Below are 18035 nucleotides of genomic sequence, written 5' to 3' on the forward strand. Positions count from 1 at the left end.
GCACTAAGAAGTTAATTTTTTCGCATGGGACTGCGTTCTAATTTTAGGCGTTAAGGCAAAAGTACCCTGAAGATACACATTGATGATCTTTAAAGGTTAACTGCTCGTATTTAATTGCTACAATCAGGCACTCTCGTTCATTAACCATTCATTTTTCTTTGGTATAATGAAAACAAGTTATTCAAATTGTTAATTTTCTTTAAGGTCGTATTTATGCAGTGTAAAAAATCCATTATCAGTTTAATTGTTGTATCGTTGGCATTCACCGGTTGTGCGAGTACTAATAAAGAAAAAGGTGCTGCTATTGGCGCTATTACTGGCGCAGTAATTGGAAAATCGACCAGTAATCATAAAAATAAACGTGCTGTTTGGGGTGCTGCTATTGGTGCTATTGCGGGTGTTGCTATTGGTGATTACATGGATAAACAAGAGCAAGAGTTTCGTGACGAATTGTCAGGCTCAGGTATTGAAGTAGTAAGAGAAGGTGATAATTTACGCTTAATCATGCCAGCCAACATTACTTTTGCTACAGGCCAAGCTTATATTACGTCAGGGTTTTACAGTACCTTGGACGATATAGCACGTGTATTAAATAAATATGAAAAAACCTTATTAAGTATTGAAGGTCATACCGATAGCCAAGGTGGTGCAGAGTTTAATCAAAACTTATCTGAGCAACGTGCGGGTAGTGTTAAACAGTATTTAACGAACCAAGATATTATGGCTAGTCGATTACAAACAGTTGGTTACGGTGAGACACGTGCTGTTGCTGATAACACTACTGCCAATGGTCGTGCATTAAATCGTCGAGTAGAAATTCAAATTATTCCAAACCAAGCGTAACGCACTTTAAAATAGTTTACTCAGCGAAAATCAATATAAATACCACTGACATCAGTGGTATTTTTTTGGACTATTTTCAGTAAGTAAGTAATATAAAGTATAAAAATCAAACATTATTAATACTCATACAAACTAAAACTCGTTACTTAACCTGAAAGTAAAAGGTTTCTTCAACTTAAAGGACAAAAGGACTTATGGATTTATTTAGCCTCAATATTAATCTAGATGAAGTCGTGAAAAATATAATGCAGCTATTTATCGCATTAGTATTGCCAATTATGACCGCATGGGAAAGAGAAACAAGTAGTAGGTCAGCGGGCTTAAGAACCTTCCCTTTAGTATCAATGGCAGCTTGTACCTTCACTATTCTTGCCATGTCTATTTTTAACGACCAAGACGCTCAATCTAAAGTTATTGCGGGTATTGTCACCGGCATCGGTTTTATCGGTGGTGGTGCAATTTTAAAAGACTCATCACAGGTTAGCGGAACATCAACAGCGGCGGCAATTTGGTCTACAGGAGCTATAGGGATTGCGGTGGGTTTAGAACGTATAGAAATTGCAATTGCGTTAAGTATTATGACTTTTGCAACGCTTAAAATTATAGGTAGAGTGAAAAAAGAAGTCCCTAAGGATTAATAGAAGTCTTTAAAGGGCTAAGGTTTGAGTTTTATCTTCACTGACGATGTATTTATTCACTCTAGTTAAACTCATTTTATACTGCTGCTTTTAAAATGAGTTTCTAGCCGTGTTATCGCACCATCTTTTGTTAAAAATTACACAATCTAAATATACTTACTTTAATTTTAGTTAGTTACGCTGATTTTCTACTGTAATATGTATATCGTAAAAATATCAGCGTTTAAACTAACAGCACTATTTGCCGCTATTGGATTGAAAATATTGAGTGTTTTCCTGATTGTACCAGCAATAATATTGACCAGGCTGCACATAAGGATTTTTCGGTCTCTGTTTCAGGCTTTTTTTAAATATCTGAACAATGGCATTCCAGTAATTTTGCAAAATTCTTCCCCTTAAATAGCTCATTAACTAACTACAAACTTGGTTACGACCGTATGTTTTTGCTTTATACAAACTGACGTCTGCTTGATTCATAAACTCTTTAATCCCAATACTTGTTTCATCTTTAAAAGTGGGCGAATAGCTCGTTACCCCTGCACTGATAGTAATGTTATGGTATTTTGCATTGACAGCATGCGGGATATTTAGCTCATTAACCGACTTAACCAAATCGTTGGCTATTTTTGTAGCACCTACTAAGTCGGTAAATGGCAGTAAAATAACAAACTCCTCTCCACCAAATCTGGCAACAAGATCTGTAGTGCGCTTTCTAGTTGCCACTAAACACTGAGCGACTAGGGTTAAGCATTCATCGCCTTTCACATGGCCAAATTCATCGTTGTAATGTTTAAAGTGGTCAATATCGACCATAATAAGTGATATATCTCCTGCCCCTCGTATTACAGCTTGCCAGTCATGAACTAACTGGTTATCAAAACAGAACCGATTAGCAATACCGGTTAAAGCATCGGTTTTTGAAACCAGTTCCAGCTCTTTAGTGTGCTTCACTAATTTAATATGATTTTTTACACGACTGAATAGGATTTTAGGCAAAGTATCTGAGGCAATATAATCAATAGCCCCTAAATCTAGCATTTGCTCCTCTTCTATTTCACTGTAATGATCACTAATAAAAATCATTTGAATGTGCTCTGTCGACTTATGCTGTTTCACAAATTTACACACATCCGCGCTAGTCATTTGAGCTAATTGTGTTGATGAAAGTACTATGTCAATGTTGCCATTTAAAATAGCTTTTAACGCCATTAAACCATCACTTGCTGTTTGTATTTGAAAGTGAGTGCCAAATATATTGCGCCAATCTGTCAATTGATTTTCGAACTCATTAACCAGTAATAGGGTTAGCTTGGAGTTACTTTTTGGTGTTAACTTACTATTATGTAAAGTAGAAGCTATTGCGTACACATTATCTTGAGAGGTTGGTGCTGAAGCCATCTAATCCTCCAAATTAGCTTTCGAGAGAAAGCAATGTTGAAATAATATAAAATCAAAACTCAGCAACACCAAATCAGATCAACGATAGATTATGATGAACACATGTTCAAATTTTGAAAAGTGCGAAAGTTAAACGCACGCCTAGAGCGTGCGTTTAGTTGAACTATTGCGAAATACTAATGCTTAACCATTTCCAATTTATCAACCACCGATTTAACGTCGGTTGTATTTTTGGCAATAGCAACAGCTAGTTGTTTTGCTGCATCTGAGTCAACTTGACCTGATAATGTAACCACGCCTTTTATGACTTCTACTTCGATAGCGGTTCCGCTTACTTCTGATTCAAATAAAAGCTTTGTTTTTACAACTGTTTCAATTTTGGAATCTGTTAATGCGATAAGCATTTTACTGTCTTTGGTAGATTTATTATCTATTACTGTCAAACGGTTATCGACTGAATTTACACCTTCTAGGCTAGCAACTAACTCTTCAGCCAACGCTTTATCAACATCGCTTTCAACTTTACCCGTTAGAATGACTACACCGTTTTTCACATCAGTATTGATGTCGAAAGAATTCAGATTCGTATTAAATAATAAAGTGCTTTCGGCTTTACCATCTAACCAAGCGTCTTTTGAGGTATCTTTCCATGTGTTCTCTGCATATGCTGCTGACGAGCCAACTGTTAATAATGTTAACGCAATAATTGAACGAATTGAGTTTTTCATATTATTCTCCTTTTAGTTAAGACAACAATACTAATGCCACATCTATGCCAGTAAAATAAAGCACTGATTAATAACGATATAATTTATTTTGTCCATTTATTTTTTGTGTTATTGAATCATCATCGCGATTTATTTACCGATTGGATTGTAAAAAGTACATAGGTGGGTAAAGTGAAAGTATCACAATGTGTATTACACAAACGTGTGATATTTATAAGCTACGTCAAAGTTGATGTTCGTAACGCCATGTTGAACATTAGCTTTTAAATGAATTACGTGATGTACGCCTGAACAAATACTCTCTAGCATAACAATATATTTCATTATATTATTACCTACAGCTTAATGAGGGTTTTATTTTTCTTATTATTTGTAAAATATCACTGCTATCTCCTCCAATTATCGAACTCACAAACAACATATGAAAACCAAATTAATTACTCGACCAGGCTATGTATTACTTCAGCAAGAGTTAAATAAACTCTGGCGAGAAGACCGTCCAGAAACAACCCGAAAAGTTTCGTGGGCGGCAAGTTTAGGGGATCGAAGTGAGAACGCTGATTATCAATATAATAAAAAGCGTTTGCGAGAGATTGATCGCCGCGTGCGTTATCTTCGAAAAATACTCGAAGAGTTAAAAGTTGTCGATTACGGCCCTCAACAAGAAGGCAAAGTATTTTTCGGTGCTTGGGTCAGTTTAGAAAATGACGACAATGAAACGCTAAAGTTTCGCATTGTTGGTCCAGAAGAAATCTATGGTCGCAACGACTACTCTTCAATTGACTCACCGATTTCACGCGCATGTTTAAAGAAAGAAGTTGATGACGAAGTCGTGGTTAAAACGCCTACGGGTGAAAAAATTTGGTACGTTAACGCCATTCAATATGAAAAATAATTAATGAAAATAATGCAATAGTCTAACAATCGATACTTTTTGAAATTTCATATTAAATTTAACACTCGATATATCTACTTACCTCGATAATTACCGACAACTAAAAGGAGTTTTGATGTCCGTACAAAATAAGATTAAACAAAAAACGCGTGAATTTATAGATTCTAGACATATGCTTAGAGGTATTACCATTGCTTCTTTTCTAGAATCTACCATAGTCCCCATTCCTTTAGAGGCCGTATTAATTCCTCTTATGCAGGCACGCCGCGAAAAACTTTGGCTTATTGCATTCATGGCAACATTAGGCTGTATAGCTGGCGCTTTACTTGGTTATACACTGGGATATTATCTATTTGATATTGCTGGCGAGTGGGTTATCAACACATTTTCAAACCCCGAACAATTTGAAAATGTGAAACAAAAAATGCATGACCAAGGCTTTTGGTTTGTTATCACCTTAGGCATAGTGCCAATTCCGTTTCAAATAGCCATGCTGGCAGCTGGTGCAACTAAATATTCACTCACTTTATTTATAATAGCCTCGGCTATTGCAAGATCTATTCGATATTTTGGTCTAGCGATTGTCGTGTATTACGCCGGTAATCAAGCTGAGCGTATTATCAGTAAACATAAAACAAAAACCATGATCGCTTTAACGCTTTTAATATTAACTGCTTGGGCATTAAGTCGTATGCTTTAAAGATTGATGAATAGCACGCTCTATTTATTGATAATAGAAGTAATAAACTGCATTTTACACATAAATTAGATAACCATTAGACTGTGTAGTCACTAGTGATTGTTGAAGACTTGCGTTATTAATAGCTTGCATAAAAAGGTCACTAGGATTGTCGTTTAGCTGATCAGCCACAAATAAAATTAATCAGTAAACTAACGATATTATCGAAATATTAACAACACTTAACATCTTGTTTTAAGCCTTAATAATTCATATAGTGTATGGAGTTTAGTGAGAAATCAAAACTTATAGCCACTGTCGATTCGTACTATAAATGAATAGTAGTATTACAGGGTTAATACTTTAATGCTATGGCGTGCAGTACTCTATACTTATTAGTCAAACAAGCGACAAAAATTTCAACCTAACAGAGGTGATAATTTCATATCTTCTGCGCTAGTAAATAGGTTTTTTATTTTTAAAGTAACACTTAAAACAATAGCTAAACCTCTCATTAAAAAGTCAAAACTTGACACCATTGGCGGTTATAAATAGTATTATTTAATATACGCTGCACATTTTTATTGTATGGATAAATATATGGACAGACAATTTATCGACCACATTTTTGATCCGAATGAAGAAACTAACGTTGGCGCTAAATTATTAAACCTACTGGCACTTGTTCGCAAACATTTAGATATGGAAGTCGCTTTCATTTCAGAGTTTGTTGGTAATGACCGCGTATTCAAATTAGTCGATAAGCAAACTTCAAGCTCAACAGTCTGCGTTGGAAATTCAGACGTGATTAAAGAAACTTATTGCCAAAAAATTGCTGATAATCAACTAGACCCCATAATCACTGATACTAAAGCTAACCCAATAACGAATGTAATGCCGATAACAAAGGAGTTGAACATTGGTTGTTATATTGGCGTTCCTATCGTTCTTTCTGATGGAGGGATGTACGGGACATTTTGTTGCTATAAGTCGCATCCCGATGACAGTTTAAATGGCAGAGATTTAACTTTTTTAACACTGATCTCCGAAGTTGCCGCTGAGCTTATTGAAAAAAATGTTCAATTCGAAATGTTAAACAAAGATGCCAAGCTAGCTATTGAAAATGTTATTAAAACCAAGGGTATCGATATTTATTTTCAACCAATATTTAGCTTAAACACTAATAAAATTTCAGGTTTTGAAGCCCTTTCACGCTTTACTTCGATACCTTATCGCACACCTGACATTTGGTTTAACGAGGCGGCTCAACTAGGCCTGGGTGAACCACTGGAAATGCTTGCTATACAAAATACACTCGATTATATAGACAAGTTTGATAAAGCGACTTATATATCAGTTAATACAGCTCCTGAACATATATTATCAGGTGCCATAGCAAAGGTTTTTGAGCAAATAGATTGTAATCAAATAGTGTTAGAATTAACTGAGCATACTCAGGTATTAGATTACCCCGCAATGCGCGAGGCTCTGAAACCACTACGTATCAAAGGTATGCGTTTAGCTATTGATGATGCAGGTGCTGGCTTTTCATCATTTCAACATATATTAGAGCTTGAAGCGGATATCATTAAACTTGATATTAGCCTAACGCAAAATATAAATAAGGAGAGAAGTAAATACCTTTTGGCTAAGGCTTTATGTGGTTTTGCTAAGGCGATTAACTGTATTATTCTTGCTGAGGGTGTTGAAACACAAGATGAACTCGATACACTGAGGGTGCTAGGTGTTGATAAAGTGCAAGGCTACCTGCTGGGTCGCCCAGCGCCATTTGAAGACGTTGTAAAGTATCAAACCACAACACTTTTAAATAAGCTTTCTGAGTAATTATCAACGTTTAAATAAATTTTGCTGCTTGCTACTGCTTATTGTACAACCCGCTTCAGCTAAATTTTTGTGGAATAATATAATAGCTCGTTTAGCCATATATATTATTCGACATTATCAATGTCTCTGTTATGTAACTAAAGGGTATTAATGTAAATACTTTAATACCCGAAAGTTTAAACTAACCAATAAGTAATTGTTTGTCGCTTAGATAAAAGCAAAAGCATCAGCATACATATGCTCTATTAATGCACCTTGCTCAACAAAATCGCCACGTACAACCGCAACCATTTCAAAGCGGCCAGCTAAATAGATATCATAATCAACTAAGTTATTAACATCATCCATTACCGCTTTATGTACCATGCCTGAACGACCTTTCCAATCAGCACTGGGCGCTTCAATCACTGGAATAAATTTACCATTAGCGAGTTTATTAATCATAGCGGCTGTTTGCTCTAACTCATAACACGCACTCGTGTCACGTAAGCCCCAGTAAACAATTACCTCTCGTTGAGAGTTCTGCAAAGCTAGATGCTCAAACATAGACTTCACATAAGAAAACCCGGTACCACCCGCAATAAGAAGTAGTGGGCGCTCACTACTTTCGCGTAACTGTGCATTACCAAAAGGCATTTCTACCGTAACTTCAGTATTAGCTTTTATGTGTTCTATCACTTGCATTGGATAACTGTCCGAACCAAAAGCACCAATTTGTAATTCTATTAGTTCAGCGCCAGGGCACTGGCAATTGAAAAAGGACGTTTATCTTCGTCACTCATTACAAAGTTTAAATACTGTCCGGCAGAGAAATCAACAGGCATGTTAGGCTTTAGAAGCGCCTTATAAACATGCTCCGTCAATGGTGTTAACGACGCTACCTGACATGTGATCACTTTCATTTATTCTTTACCTTATTACTGCATGCTGACTATATTAGCCGCATTTTTAATGTGAATTTTTGGTCTCGTTTGAGATATTAAGTTCATCCCAAATCTCGTCAACTTGGTCTTTAATTTCTTGCGTCATTTCTATGGGTTCACCCCACTCACGATTCGTTTCGCCAGGCCATTTATTCGTCGCATCTAAGCCCATTTTTGAACCTAAGCCTGAAACAGGTGACGCAAAATCTAAATAATCTATCGGTGTGTTCTCAATTAACACAGTATCGCGACTTGGATCCATGCGCGTTGTCATTGCCCAAATAACATCTTGCCAGTCTCGTGCATTAATATCATCGTCACATACAATAACAAACTTGGTGTACATAAATTGACGTAAAAACGACCAAACACCCATCATCACACGCTTAGCATGACCTGCATATTGCTTTTTAATGGTCACTACCGCTAGACGATATGAACACCCTTCTGGTGGCAAGTAAAAGTCTTGGATTTCAGGAAACTGTTTTTGCAAAATAGGGACAAACACTTCATTTAGCGCTACACCTAAAATCGCCGGTTCATCAGGCGGACGACCCGTGTAAGTGCTATGATAAATAGGATCTTTTCTATGCGTAATATGCGTTACGGTAAATACCGGAAAATCGTCAACTTCATTGTAGTAGCCAGTATGATCGCCATAGGGTCCCTCGGGTGCTACTTCATCCGGGTCAATATAGCCTTCAAGTACTATTTCAGCACTCGCAGGAACCTCTAAGTCACTACTTATGCACTTAGCAACTTCTGTTTTACTACCACGCAATAAGCCCGCGAAAGCATACTCTGACAAAGTATCTGGAACAGGCGTAACAGCTCCTAAAATGGTTGCCGGATCAGCACCAAGCGCAACAGCAACTGGATATTTTTCACCTGGAAAGGCTTTTTTAAACTCTTGAAAATCTAATGCACCACCGCGATGCGATAACCAACGCATAATCACTTTATTGCGACCTAACAATTGATTACGATAAATACCTAAATTTTGTCGTGATTTATGCGGCCCTTTAGTTACGGTTAATCCCCATGTGATCAAAGGAGCAACATCACCAGGCCAACATTTTTGTATTGGCAATTGAGTTAAATCAACTGCATCACCTTCAAGTACCACTTGCTGACATAGTGGTTTTTTAATCACCTTAACCGGCATGTTAAGCACTTGCTTGTATAAAGGTATTTTACTTAAAGCATCACGGAAACCTTTCGGTGGCTCTGGCTCTTTTAATGCTGCCAACAATGTGCCTACATCACGTAAGGCTTTTACATTTTCTTGCCCCATAGCCAAAGCAACGCGATCAGGCGTACCAAATAAATTGGTTAATACTGGCATTTTGTGTGGCATACCATTTTCGTCGATTGGGTTTTCAAATAACAATGCTGGACCGCCTTGTCTTAAGGTACGATCACTGATTTCTGTCATGGTTAAATCAGTAGAAATAGGCTGGCTAATCCGCTTGAGTTGACCTAATTTCTCTAGTTGAGAGATAAAATCTCTTAAATCACTGTATTTCATATTAGAATTTGATGAAAAATTTGTCGTACATTATAACGGTAATAAGCCTAAAACCCCTAATCGATAGCAGCATCAAGTTAATAATTCTGCTTTTATCGTATCCCATTTCAATTTATCGCCGATTAATTTTATATTACCCATAAAAAATGCCAGCTAATTGCTGGCATTTTTTAAAAAGTTAATAACTAGCTTATTGACGTTTCATCGAATCAAAAAATTCGTCATTAGTTTTCGTCATAGCCAATTTATCAATCATGAATTCCATCGCATCAATCTCACCCATTTCATGAACGATTTTACGCAGTATCCACATTTTCTGTAGTTCATCAGGCTTAGTTAAAAGCTCTTCGCGACGCGTGCCACTGCGGTTAAAGTGGATAGCAGGGAAAACACGTTTTTCAGCAATTTTGCGTGAAAGGTGTAATTCCATATTACCTGTACCTTTAAACTCTTCGTAGATAACTTCATCCATTTTAGAGCCAGTATCAACAAGCGCTGTTGCGATGATAGTTAAGCTACCACCTTCTTCGATATTACGAGCAGCACCGAAAAATCGCTTTGGACGGTGTAATGCGTTCGCATCAACACCACCGGTTAATATTTTACCTGACGATGGAATAACAGTGTTGTATGCACGTGCAAGTCGAGTGATTGAATCTAATAAAATCACAACATCTTTTTTATGCTCAACTAAGCGCTTTGCTTTTTCGATAACCATTTCGGCAACTTGAACATGACGATTGGCTGGTTCGTCAAAAGTTGAAGCAATTACTTCACCCTTAACTAAGCGCTGCATTTCAGTTACTTCTTCTGGACGCTCATCAATCAGTAATACCATTAACTCCGCATCAGGGTGGTTATGCGCAATACTTTGAGCGATGTTTTGTAACAATAAGGTCTTACCCGCTTTTGGAGGAGCAACAATCAAACCACGTTGCCCTTTACCAATTGGAGATGCTAAATCTAAAACACGTGCGGTAATATCTTCGGTAGAACCATTTCCACGTTCCATTGTTAAACGGTCAGTAGGGTGAATAGGCGTTAAGTTTTCAAAAAGGATTTTATTGCGAGAGTTTTCTGGACGGTCAAAGTTTACTTCATTAACTTTTAAAAGAGCGAAGTAACGTTCGCCATCTTTTGGTGGGCGAATTTTACCGGTAATGGTATCGCCTGTTCGCATACTAAATCGACGTATCTGGCTTGGTGATACATAAATATCATCTGGGCCTGCTAAATAGGAAGAATCCGCTGAGCGTAAAAATCCAAAGCCGTCTTGTAGAATTTCTAAAACACCGCTACCAAAAATATCCTCACCACTTTTAGCGTGGGCTTTTAATATGGCAAAAATAATGTCTTGTTTGCGGTTACGAGCTAAATGCTCCAATTTCATTGATTCTGCGAGTTTAACCAGTTCGCTGATCGACTTTTCTTTAAGTTCGTTAAGATTCATATTGGGGGTTCTTAAACTATTTAGGTTGTTATGCTGTGCCGTTTGGCAATTTAGGATGTTTAAATATGGTTTTTTTTGAAATGTTCTTTCTTTAGAAAACTAAATTTAGCATTAAAAAGTAAACCAGTAAAGGATCACTTAATTGATCTTATGATAAATAATAAAAAGGTCCGATAATTCGGACCTTTTTTTATAAATTGTTATCAATAAACTCTTTTAATTGAGTTTTTGATAAAGCGCCAACTTTCGTATCGGCTACAGCACCATCTTTAAACAGTAACAAGGTAGGAATACCACGAATACCGTATTTAGGTGGGGTGTTAGAATTTTGATCAATGTTTAATTTACCGATAGTTAATTTACCAGCATATTCTTCAGCTACATCGTTTAACAATGGCGCGATCATTTTACATGGTCCACACCATTCAGCCCAAAAATCAACAAGGATTAGACCTGATGCATTGATTACATCTGTGTCAAAACTATCATCAGTTAACTGAACAATTTTATCGCTCATTTATATCTCCATTAAAGGTGGCCTATAGCCAATTGGTTAAGATTATACCTTCATCACAACTAATTACCAACTATCGTATATAACAGTTATGTGTATTAAATTTAAATCATATATAACAGTTATGTGTATTAAATTTAAAAAATCAACTAGAGCCATCATTTTATTGTCGCTTTTATGTGAATCTAATTTTTATTAATTGCGTAACCTGTTAAGCTAGCGGTATGAAAAAAACACACTTAACAGAAATAAAGTTCTCGGAACTTAAGCTCGAGCCTACCGTTGTTAGCGGCCTCGAATCTATGGGCTTTGAATATTGCACTGCAATTCAAGCAAAGTCTTTACCTATACTGATGACAGGCAAAGATATTGCCGGTCAAGCACAAACTGGCGAAGGTAAAACAATTGCCTTTTTAGCGGCAACATTTCATCACTTATTACAGAAAAAAGATGTAACCCATAATCAACCACGTGCGTTAATTATGGCGCCTACACGTGAGCTTGCTATTCAAATTCATCGCGATGCGCTCGAAATGGCGAAAAGCACGGGTTTACGCCTCGGCTGTGTTTATGGCGGTGAAGGTTATGAAAGTCAGCGTTTAGAACTTGAACAAGGTGTAGATATTTTAATCGGCACTTGTGGTCGCTTACTTGATTACTTGAAACAAGGTATTTATAACCTTAGTAATATTGAAGTCGTTGTATTAGATGAAGCTGATCGTATGTTCGATCTAGGCTTTATTAAAGACATTCGCTATATGTTCAATAAAATGCCTGCTGCTACTGAACGTTTGAGCATGCTGTATTCTGCAACCTTATCATTTCGTGTTAAAGAGTTAGCTTTTGAACACATGAATGATCCTGAAAGTGTTGAAGTAGAACCTGATCAAAAAACTAATATTCGTATCAGTGAAGAATTATTTTACCCTTCTAATGAAGATAAAATGTGCTTACTACAAACACTGATTGAAGAAGACTGGCCTGACAAAGCTATTATTTTTGCCAACACTAAACATGTTTGTGAAAAAATTCATGCACACCTAGAAGCAGATAAAATTCGCGTTGGCATGCTTACGGGCGATGTTATTCAAAAGAAACGTTTGAAAATTTTAGAGCAATTTACTGCCGGTGAATTAGACGTGCTAGTTGCTACCGATGTTGCAGCCCGTGGTTTACATATTCCTGCCGTTACGCATGTATTTAACTACGACTTGCCAGACGATTGCGAAGATTATGTTCATCGTATTGGAAGAACAGGCCGAGCCGGTGCTTCTGGTCATGCTATTAGTTTAGCTTGTGAGCAATATGTTTTTAATTTGCCAGCGATTGAAACTTATATCGACCATGCATTACCGGTCAGTAAATATGATCACGAAGCATTATTAACCGACTTACCTAGACCTAAGCCACGTCCACGTCGCCATAAACCTCACAATGGTGGCCAAAATCGTAGCCGTAGTTCAAGTAATAGGCCTCAAAGGAACAGTTAGTTAATGACGACCACTTCCATGGAGACTTTATCACCTCTATATGCTGTGGTCGATTTAGGTTCTAATAGCTTCCATATGTTAATTACGCGACAACTTGCCGATAGCGTGCAAGTTGTTGACAAAGTTAAGCGTAAAGTTCGCCTTGCCGCTGGCTTGAATGAACAAAACATATTGTCTGAGCAAGCCATGGCAAAAGGCTTAGAATGTTTACGCTTTTTTGCCGAACGCTTGCAAGATATTCCTGTTCAAAACATCCGCATAGTTGCCACCGCAACGTTAAGACTCGCGAATAATCGCGCTGATTTTATTACCAAAGCCGAAGCGATATTAAACCTTCCTGTGACACTATTAAGCGGTATTGCTGAAGCGGAACATATATACCTTGGCGTAGCCCACACAAGTTCAAGTGCTAATAAACGTTTAGTGTTAGATATTGGTGGTGCCAGTACTGAGCTCATTGTTGGTCGAGGTTTTACCGTTAAAAAAGCCCATAGTCTTGATATAGGCTGCGTTACTTTTAATCAACAATACTTTCCAAATGGAACGCTTTCAGAAGAAAACTTCAAGCAAGCCATATCTGCCGCTGAACTCGCTATTTCATATATAAAACAAGACTTTGTCGACATTGGTTGGCAATGTGTACTCGGTGGTTCAGGTACCATGCAAGCATTAGCAGAAATGCTAATTTATCAACATAAACCGAGTATTATTTCATTAGAATATCTCTATCAAGTTAAAACACAAATACTTGATTTTGATCTTATTAACAACATTAACATTGCAGGACTATCGATAGAAAGAAGTCCTGTTATTGCTAGTGGGTTAGCTATTTTAATTGCTTTGTTTCAGCAATTGTCGATCAAAGAGTTAACACTTTCTAGCGGAGCATTACGTGAAGGCTTGTTATATGAAATGCTACCTAACAGCCATAAAACCAATATTCGCCAACGCACTATCAGTTCTTTAAGCCAGCGTTTTCATATTGATCAGCTACATGCTAATAATGTAAAACGACAAATAAAAACTATATTTTCACAACTTAAATCTATTTGGTCATTACCTGACGAAAATGCATTAGCACTATTATTGGCCAGCGCTGATTTACATGAAATAGGCTTGTTATTGGCATATAAATATCATCAGCAACATAGTGCTTATATTTTGAATCATGCTGATTTAGCTGGCTTTAGTCAATCAGATAGACAATTACTGGTTAGCTTTGTCTCGCTTTATAAAGGGGACATAAAACTCGCAATCATTGAGCAACAATCGGCGATTGACCTTGAAACGGCTAAGAAGTTATTAATTATTCTGCGTTTAGCTATAAAGTTGTGTCATCGCAGTAAAGACGATGACTGCCCAAACTATCGTGTATCGCTAAACGATCATGTATTACAGTTACATTTACCGCGAGCTTGGCTGATTGAGCACACACTGATCCATGACGAATTAAAGCAAGAGAATCACCATATTGCTAAACTCGGTTATGGTTTGAGTATAATGTGCGATAAGTAAGTCGTAGATTAGGCATTATGGAATGCTAAGTAAAAAAACCTCTTTCCAATTACTTTAAACGCTGTTCAAGTAATAGAGACTTTAAGCAAGCAGCAATAATTATGAAAATTTTGAGATAAAAAAGCCGTAATATTTTTATCACGGCATTTATATATCAGTTACTCATAAAGCATCAAATACTGTCGTACTTTATGTTTTTTGCTCTTCTTTTAACCAACGCGCAACTTGCTTAGCAAAGTAAGTTAAAATTCCGTCAGCACCAGCACGTTTAAAGGCTAATAAACCCTCCATTACACAGGGCTTTTCTGCCAACCAACCATTTTGAATAGCAGCCATGTGCATGGCATATTCGCCACTGACTTGATACGCATAAGTTGGCACTTGAAAAGTGTCTTTTACTCGGCGAACCACGTCTAAATAAGGCATACCTGGCTTAATCATCACCATATCTGCGCCTTCATGAATATCTTGTGCGACTTCATGAAGTGCTTCATTACTGTTCGCTGGATCCATTTGATAAGAAAACTTATTACCACCTTTAATATTACCCGCAGAACCCACCGCATCACGAAATGGACCATAATAACTCGACGCATATTTAGCTGAATAAGCCAGTATTTTAGTATTGACATAATGATGCGTTTCTAACATTTTTCGAATAGCGCTTATACGGCCATCCATCATATCGGAAGGAGCAACAATATCCGCACCTGCTTGTGCATGAGATAACGCTTGTTTAACTAATATATCTTTAGTTATATCGTTAAGCACATAGCCGTGCTCATCAATAATGCCATCTTGGCCATGAGTAGTGAAAGGGTCTAAGGCAACGTCTGTGATCACCCCTAAACTTGGAAATTTTTCTTTTACCGCGCGAACAGTTCGCTGAGCTAAACCGTCAGGATTATAGGCTTCTTCTGCCAACAGTGACTTTTTATCTGCGGGTGTGACAGGAAAAATAGCAATGGCGGGTACGCCTAAGTCGGTTAATTCTTGACACTCTGCTAATAGTAAATCAATACTTTTGCGCTCTACTCCCGGCATTGACTCAATAATTTCACACTGGTTTTCACCTTCTAAAACAAAAACTGGATAGATTAAATCATTAACCGTAAGCTGATGCTCAGACATTAAACGTCGTGAAAAGTCATCAGAGCGCATACGGCGCATTCTACGGGCAGGATATTGACCAAAGACGTTATTCATACTTATTTCCTATAACAATGTAAATTTTATTCATACCAACAGAATTAATGAATCGCGCAAAATATAGAGCGATACGGCACACTAGATTTTTTTAAGATGCGCTAACTCGACAGGTTTATTTTTTCAATTGGCATAACTTGTACTTGATCTCGACCAGCGGCTTTTGCTTTATAGAGTGCTTTATCGACATACTCAAAAATAATTTCTGGTGTAATTTCTTTCTCTTGCTGATAAGTGGTAACACCACAACTTACGGTTAATTTAATAACGTTTTCATTATTATAAACCTGTTGCTGTCGTACATTTTCACATATCTCTTGAGCTAGTGCTAAAGCGCCTTTATCATCGGTTTCGGGCAGAATTAAGCAAAACTCTTCGCCACCATATCGGCAGCCGACATCAGAGCTTCTCCGTAATAGTGATTTAATCATGCTAGCTACTTCTACAATGCATTTATCACCGGCTAAATGACCAAAGCTATCGTTTACATTCTTAAAGTGATCAATATCGACTAAGAGAATACTTAATGGCGTTAAGTTACGGCGGCTACGTCTAAATTCAGCCACTATTTTTTGATCGTAATAACGACGATTATAAAGTCCTGATAAATCATCAAGAGTATTCTTTTCTTTTAGCTCTTGATTAACCGCTTCTAATTCTTGTAAAGCTATATTTAACTCTAACGTTCTTTCTTGAACTCGACTCTCTAATTGCTCTTGGCTTTCATCCTGCAAAATTTGTAGCTCTTTCTGTGCTAATTCAGAGGTTTTTACGCTCGACATAACCTGTTGCTGAGCTAACTTTTCATCACGTAATTGACAGAAGTATGTATGTCCCATCAAATACGTAACCATGATGGCCATAACCCAAAAAGCGCTCATATCTACACAGTTAATAATATGGGCAGAAAAACTAAGATAATAGAGTAAATAAGCCAAAACATTAAAGCTTAATTGTACAATGAGGATTAATGAGAATATTTTCAATAGGTCAACGTTTACTGTCTTTTCACATTTGGTGACATACAGTAATGCAAGTAAACTAATACTGGTGGAAATTTGCGTTAATAGCCAAGTATGGTTAGGGCTAAACAGAAAACTTAAGGGCACTATCAGTGCGATAATAATTGATAAGCGCAGCAATAATTGATAACTATTATGCTCATCTTTTTTGAGTGCAAATAACTTAATCGTAAAAATAAAAAATATAATGTTAGATAAGTTGGCGAGTAAAATACTCTCAACATTGAAGAAATATAGGTTATTGGTCAATAATGCGAGTAATGAAATGCCCCCAGCAACTAAAATACTTAATGATTTTACCGTAAAGAATAACGCTAATGTCGCCACACTGTAACTGCGTGAAGCTTTAGCCCATGTAAAACACATCAAGAGTAAAATTAGACTACTACCAATAAAAATATGTTGTATATGCAATTGCAACAGCACACTCGTTTTTGCCACTAAATGAGTACCATGAGCCATTACCCCAAAACTGGTAAATAGAGTAATAAGACAAAAAATTAGGCTGTTAATTACATTACGCATTGTTAGTACTTAAACTAAAAAAGGTGTCAGAGTTAAGCTTAGTTTGTTTAATTATTTCCTGCTCACTGTAATTCATTAATTCGGCTAAAACCGTCACAATATAAGGTAAATAACTGGGTTCATTTCGGCTACTTTTAGGCTTGGGACGAATATTTCTTGGCGTTAAATAAGGTGCATCAGTTTCTATCATTAGTCTATCTAATGGAATTAAAGAAACAATATCGCGTAACTGCTGTCCTCTTCGCTCATCACAAAGCCAACCCGTAATTCCAATATACATATTAGCCGATAAACATTGTTCTAATTCTCGTTGATTACCAGTAAAACAATGAGAAACCATGGCTGGAATTCGAGAAAAATAAGGTCTTAATATTTCAAACCAAGGTTCAAAGGCATCTCTTTGATGCAAGAATAAAGGCAATTGGAGTTCTGATGCTAAGATCACTTGCTGAGTAAAAACATTTTTTTGGTTTGCTGCAGTTGAAAAGTTGCGATTAAAATCTAATCCACACTCACCAATGGCTTTAACACAGGAGTTTGCAGCTAAAACACCCAATTTGTCTTGAAAGTTTAATGCAGCGTTATCAGCATCGTGCGGGTGAATACCAACAGTACTATATAAATAATCAGGATGTTGTTGGCAAAGTTTTATAGCCTGCTGACTTTCTTCAAGATTGGTCCCCGTAATAACCATGGCACTTACATTTGCCTGTTTAGCACGCATAAGCACTTCTTCACGGTCCTTATCAAAACGCGCGTTGGTTAAGTTAACTCCAATATCAATCAAAAAACAAACTCTTTACTGAAATGCATATCACCATATTCTTTGGATTTAA

Annotated in this window: 16 protein-coding genes and 1 pseudogene; 7 read left to right on the forward strand and 10 right to left on the reverse strand. The window is 36.9% G+C overall.

Annotated elements, in window-relative coordinates; genetic code table 11:
- The first annotated feature begins 213 nt into the window (after positions 1-213).
- Positions 214-843, forward strand: a complete 630-nt coding sequence (locus tag DBO93_RS18120; protein WP_108457583.1) for an OmpA family protein — start codon at positions 214-216, stop codon at positions 841-843.
- 194 nt (positions 844-1037) lie between these two features.
- Entirely contained in the window at positions 1038-1481 is a 444-nt protein-coding gene (locus tag DBO93_RS18125; RefSeq protein ID WP_108457584.1) for an MgtC/SapB family protein, read from the forward strand.
- Between the two features lie 411 nt (positions 1482-1892).
- Here DBO93_RS18125 and DBO93_RS18130 read toward each other — a convergent pair whose 3' ends face one another.
- The 3 genes from DBO93_RS18130 to DBO93_RS19160 all read right to left on the reverse strand — a co-directional run bounded on the left by DBO93_RS18130 (position 1893) and on the right by DBO93_RS19160 (position 3931).
- On the reverse strand, positions 1893-2879 hold the full coding sequence (locus DBO93_RS18130) for a diguanylate cyclase (protein ID WP_108457585.1): 987 nt from the start codon (positions 2877-2879) through the stop codon (positions 1893-1895).
- Positions 2880-3055: 176 nt separating this feature from the next.
- On the reverse strand, positions 3056-3607 hold the full coding sequence (locus DBO93_RS18135) for a BON domain-containing protein (protein WP_108457586.1): 552 nt from the start codon (positions 3605-3607) through the stop codon (positions 3056-3058).
- A 192-nt stretch (positions 3608-3799) separates the two neighbouring features.
- Positions 3800-3931 carry a hypothetical protein gene (locus DBO93_RS19160; RefSeq protein WP_275403660.1) on the reverse strand — a complete coding sequence of 44 codons (132 nt, stop codon included), beginning with the start codon at positions 3929-3931 and terminating at the stop codon, positions 3800-3802.
- A 97-nt stretch (positions 3932-4028) separates the two neighbouring features.
- Between DBO93_RS19160 and greB the strand changes: the two genes are divergently transcribed.
- The 3 genes from greB to DBO93_RS18150 all read left to right on the forward strand — a co-directional run bounded on the left by greB (position 4029) and on the right by DBO93_RS18150 (position 7026).
- Entirely contained in the window at positions 4029-4502 is a 474-nt protein-coding gene (greB, locus tag DBO93_RS18140) for a transcription elongation factor GreB (RefSeq protein WP_108457587.1), read from the forward strand.
- Between the two features lie 115 nt (positions 4503-4617).
- Positions 4618-5202, forward strand: a complete 585-nt coding sequence (locus DBO93_RS18145) for a VTT domain-containing protein (RefSeq protein WP_108457588.1) — start codon at positions 4618-4620, stop codon at positions 5200-5202.
- A gap of 579 nt (positions 5203-5781) precedes the next feature.
- Complete coding sequence (locus tag DBO93_RS18150; protein ID WP_108457589.1) at positions 5782-7026, forward strand: EAL domain-containing protein; 1245 nt, start codon at positions 5782-5784, stop codon at positions 7024-7026.
- Between the two features lie 207 nt (positions 7027-7233).
- On the opposite strand, the pseudogene fre reads toward DBO93_RS18150, so the two are convergent.
- The 4 genes and pseudogenes from fre to trxA all read right to left on the reverse strand — a co-directional run bounded on the left by fre (position 7234) and on the right by trxA (position 11444).
- Positions 7234-7928 (reverse strand): annotated as a pseudogene (fre, locus tag DBO93_RS18155) (NAD(P)H-flavin reductase).
- A gap of 46 nt (positions 7929-7974) precedes the next feature.
- Entirely contained in the window at positions 7975-9477 is a 1503-nt protein-coding gene (ubiD, locus tag DBO93_RS18160) for a 4-hydroxy-3-polyprenylbenzoate decarboxylase (protein ID WP_108457590.1), read from the reverse strand.
- Between the two features lie 190 nt (positions 9478-9667).
- The gene (rho, locus tag DBO93_RS18165; RefSeq protein ID WP_108457591.1) at positions 9668-10927 is read right to left on the reverse strand and encodes a transcription termination factor Rho; all 1260 of its coding nucleotides are present in this window, start codon (positions 10925-10927) and stop codon (positions 9668-9670) included.
- 190 nt (positions 10928-11117) lie between these two features.
- A complete protein-coding gene (trxA, locus tag DBO93_RS18170) occupies positions 11118-11444 on the reverse strand; it encodes a thioredoxin TrxA (protein ID WP_108457592.1) in 327 nt (108 codons plus the stop codon).
- A gap of 221 nt (positions 11445-11665) precedes the next feature.
- Here trxA and rhlB point away from each other — a divergent pair, with 221 nt between their 5' ends.
- Positions 11666-12931, forward strand: a complete 1266-nt coding sequence (rhlB, locus tag DBO93_RS18175) for an ATP-dependent RNA helicase RhlB (protein ID WP_108457593.1) — start codon at positions 11666-11668, stop codon at positions 12929-12931.
- Positions 12932-12934: 3 nt separating this feature from the next.
- Positions 12935-14446 (forward strand): guanosine-5'-triphosphate,3'-diphosphate pyrophosphatase, encoded by a 1512-nt coding sequence (locus DBO93_RS18180; protein WP_108457594.1) that lies wholly within the window; start codon positions 12935-12937, stop codon positions 14444-14446.
- 189 nt (positions 14447-14635) lie between these two features.
- Here the strand turns inward: DBO93_RS18180 and hemB are convergent, their stop codons facing one another.
- From hemB to DBO93_RS18195, 3 genes are all read right to left on the reverse strand, one after another.
- Positions 14636-15652, reverse strand: coding sequence for a porphobilinogen synthase (gene hemB / locus DBO93_RS18185; protein ID WP_108457595.1), 1017 nt, complete (start codon positions 15650-15652; stop codon positions 14636-14638).
- 101 nt (positions 15653-15753) lie between these two features.
- Entirely contained in the window at positions 15754-17199 is a 1446-nt protein-coding gene (locus DBO93_RS19050) for a GGDEF domain-containing protein (protein ID WP_239059040.1), read from the reverse strand.
- Positions 17192-17986, reverse strand: coding sequence for a TatD family hydrolase (locus tag DBO93_RS18195; protein ID WP_108457596.1), 795 nt, complete (start codon positions 17984-17986; stop codon positions 17192-17194). The genes DBO93_RS19050 and DBO93_RS18195 overlap by 8 nt, the downstream gene beginning before the upstream one ends.
- Positions 17987-18035: the final 49 nt, after the last annotated feature.

It is taken from the genome of Colwellia sp. Arc7-D, assembly GCF_003061515.1.
Taxonomy (GTDB): Bacteria; Pseudomonadota; Gammaproteobacteria; order Enterobacterales; family Alteromonadaceae; genus Cognaticolwellia.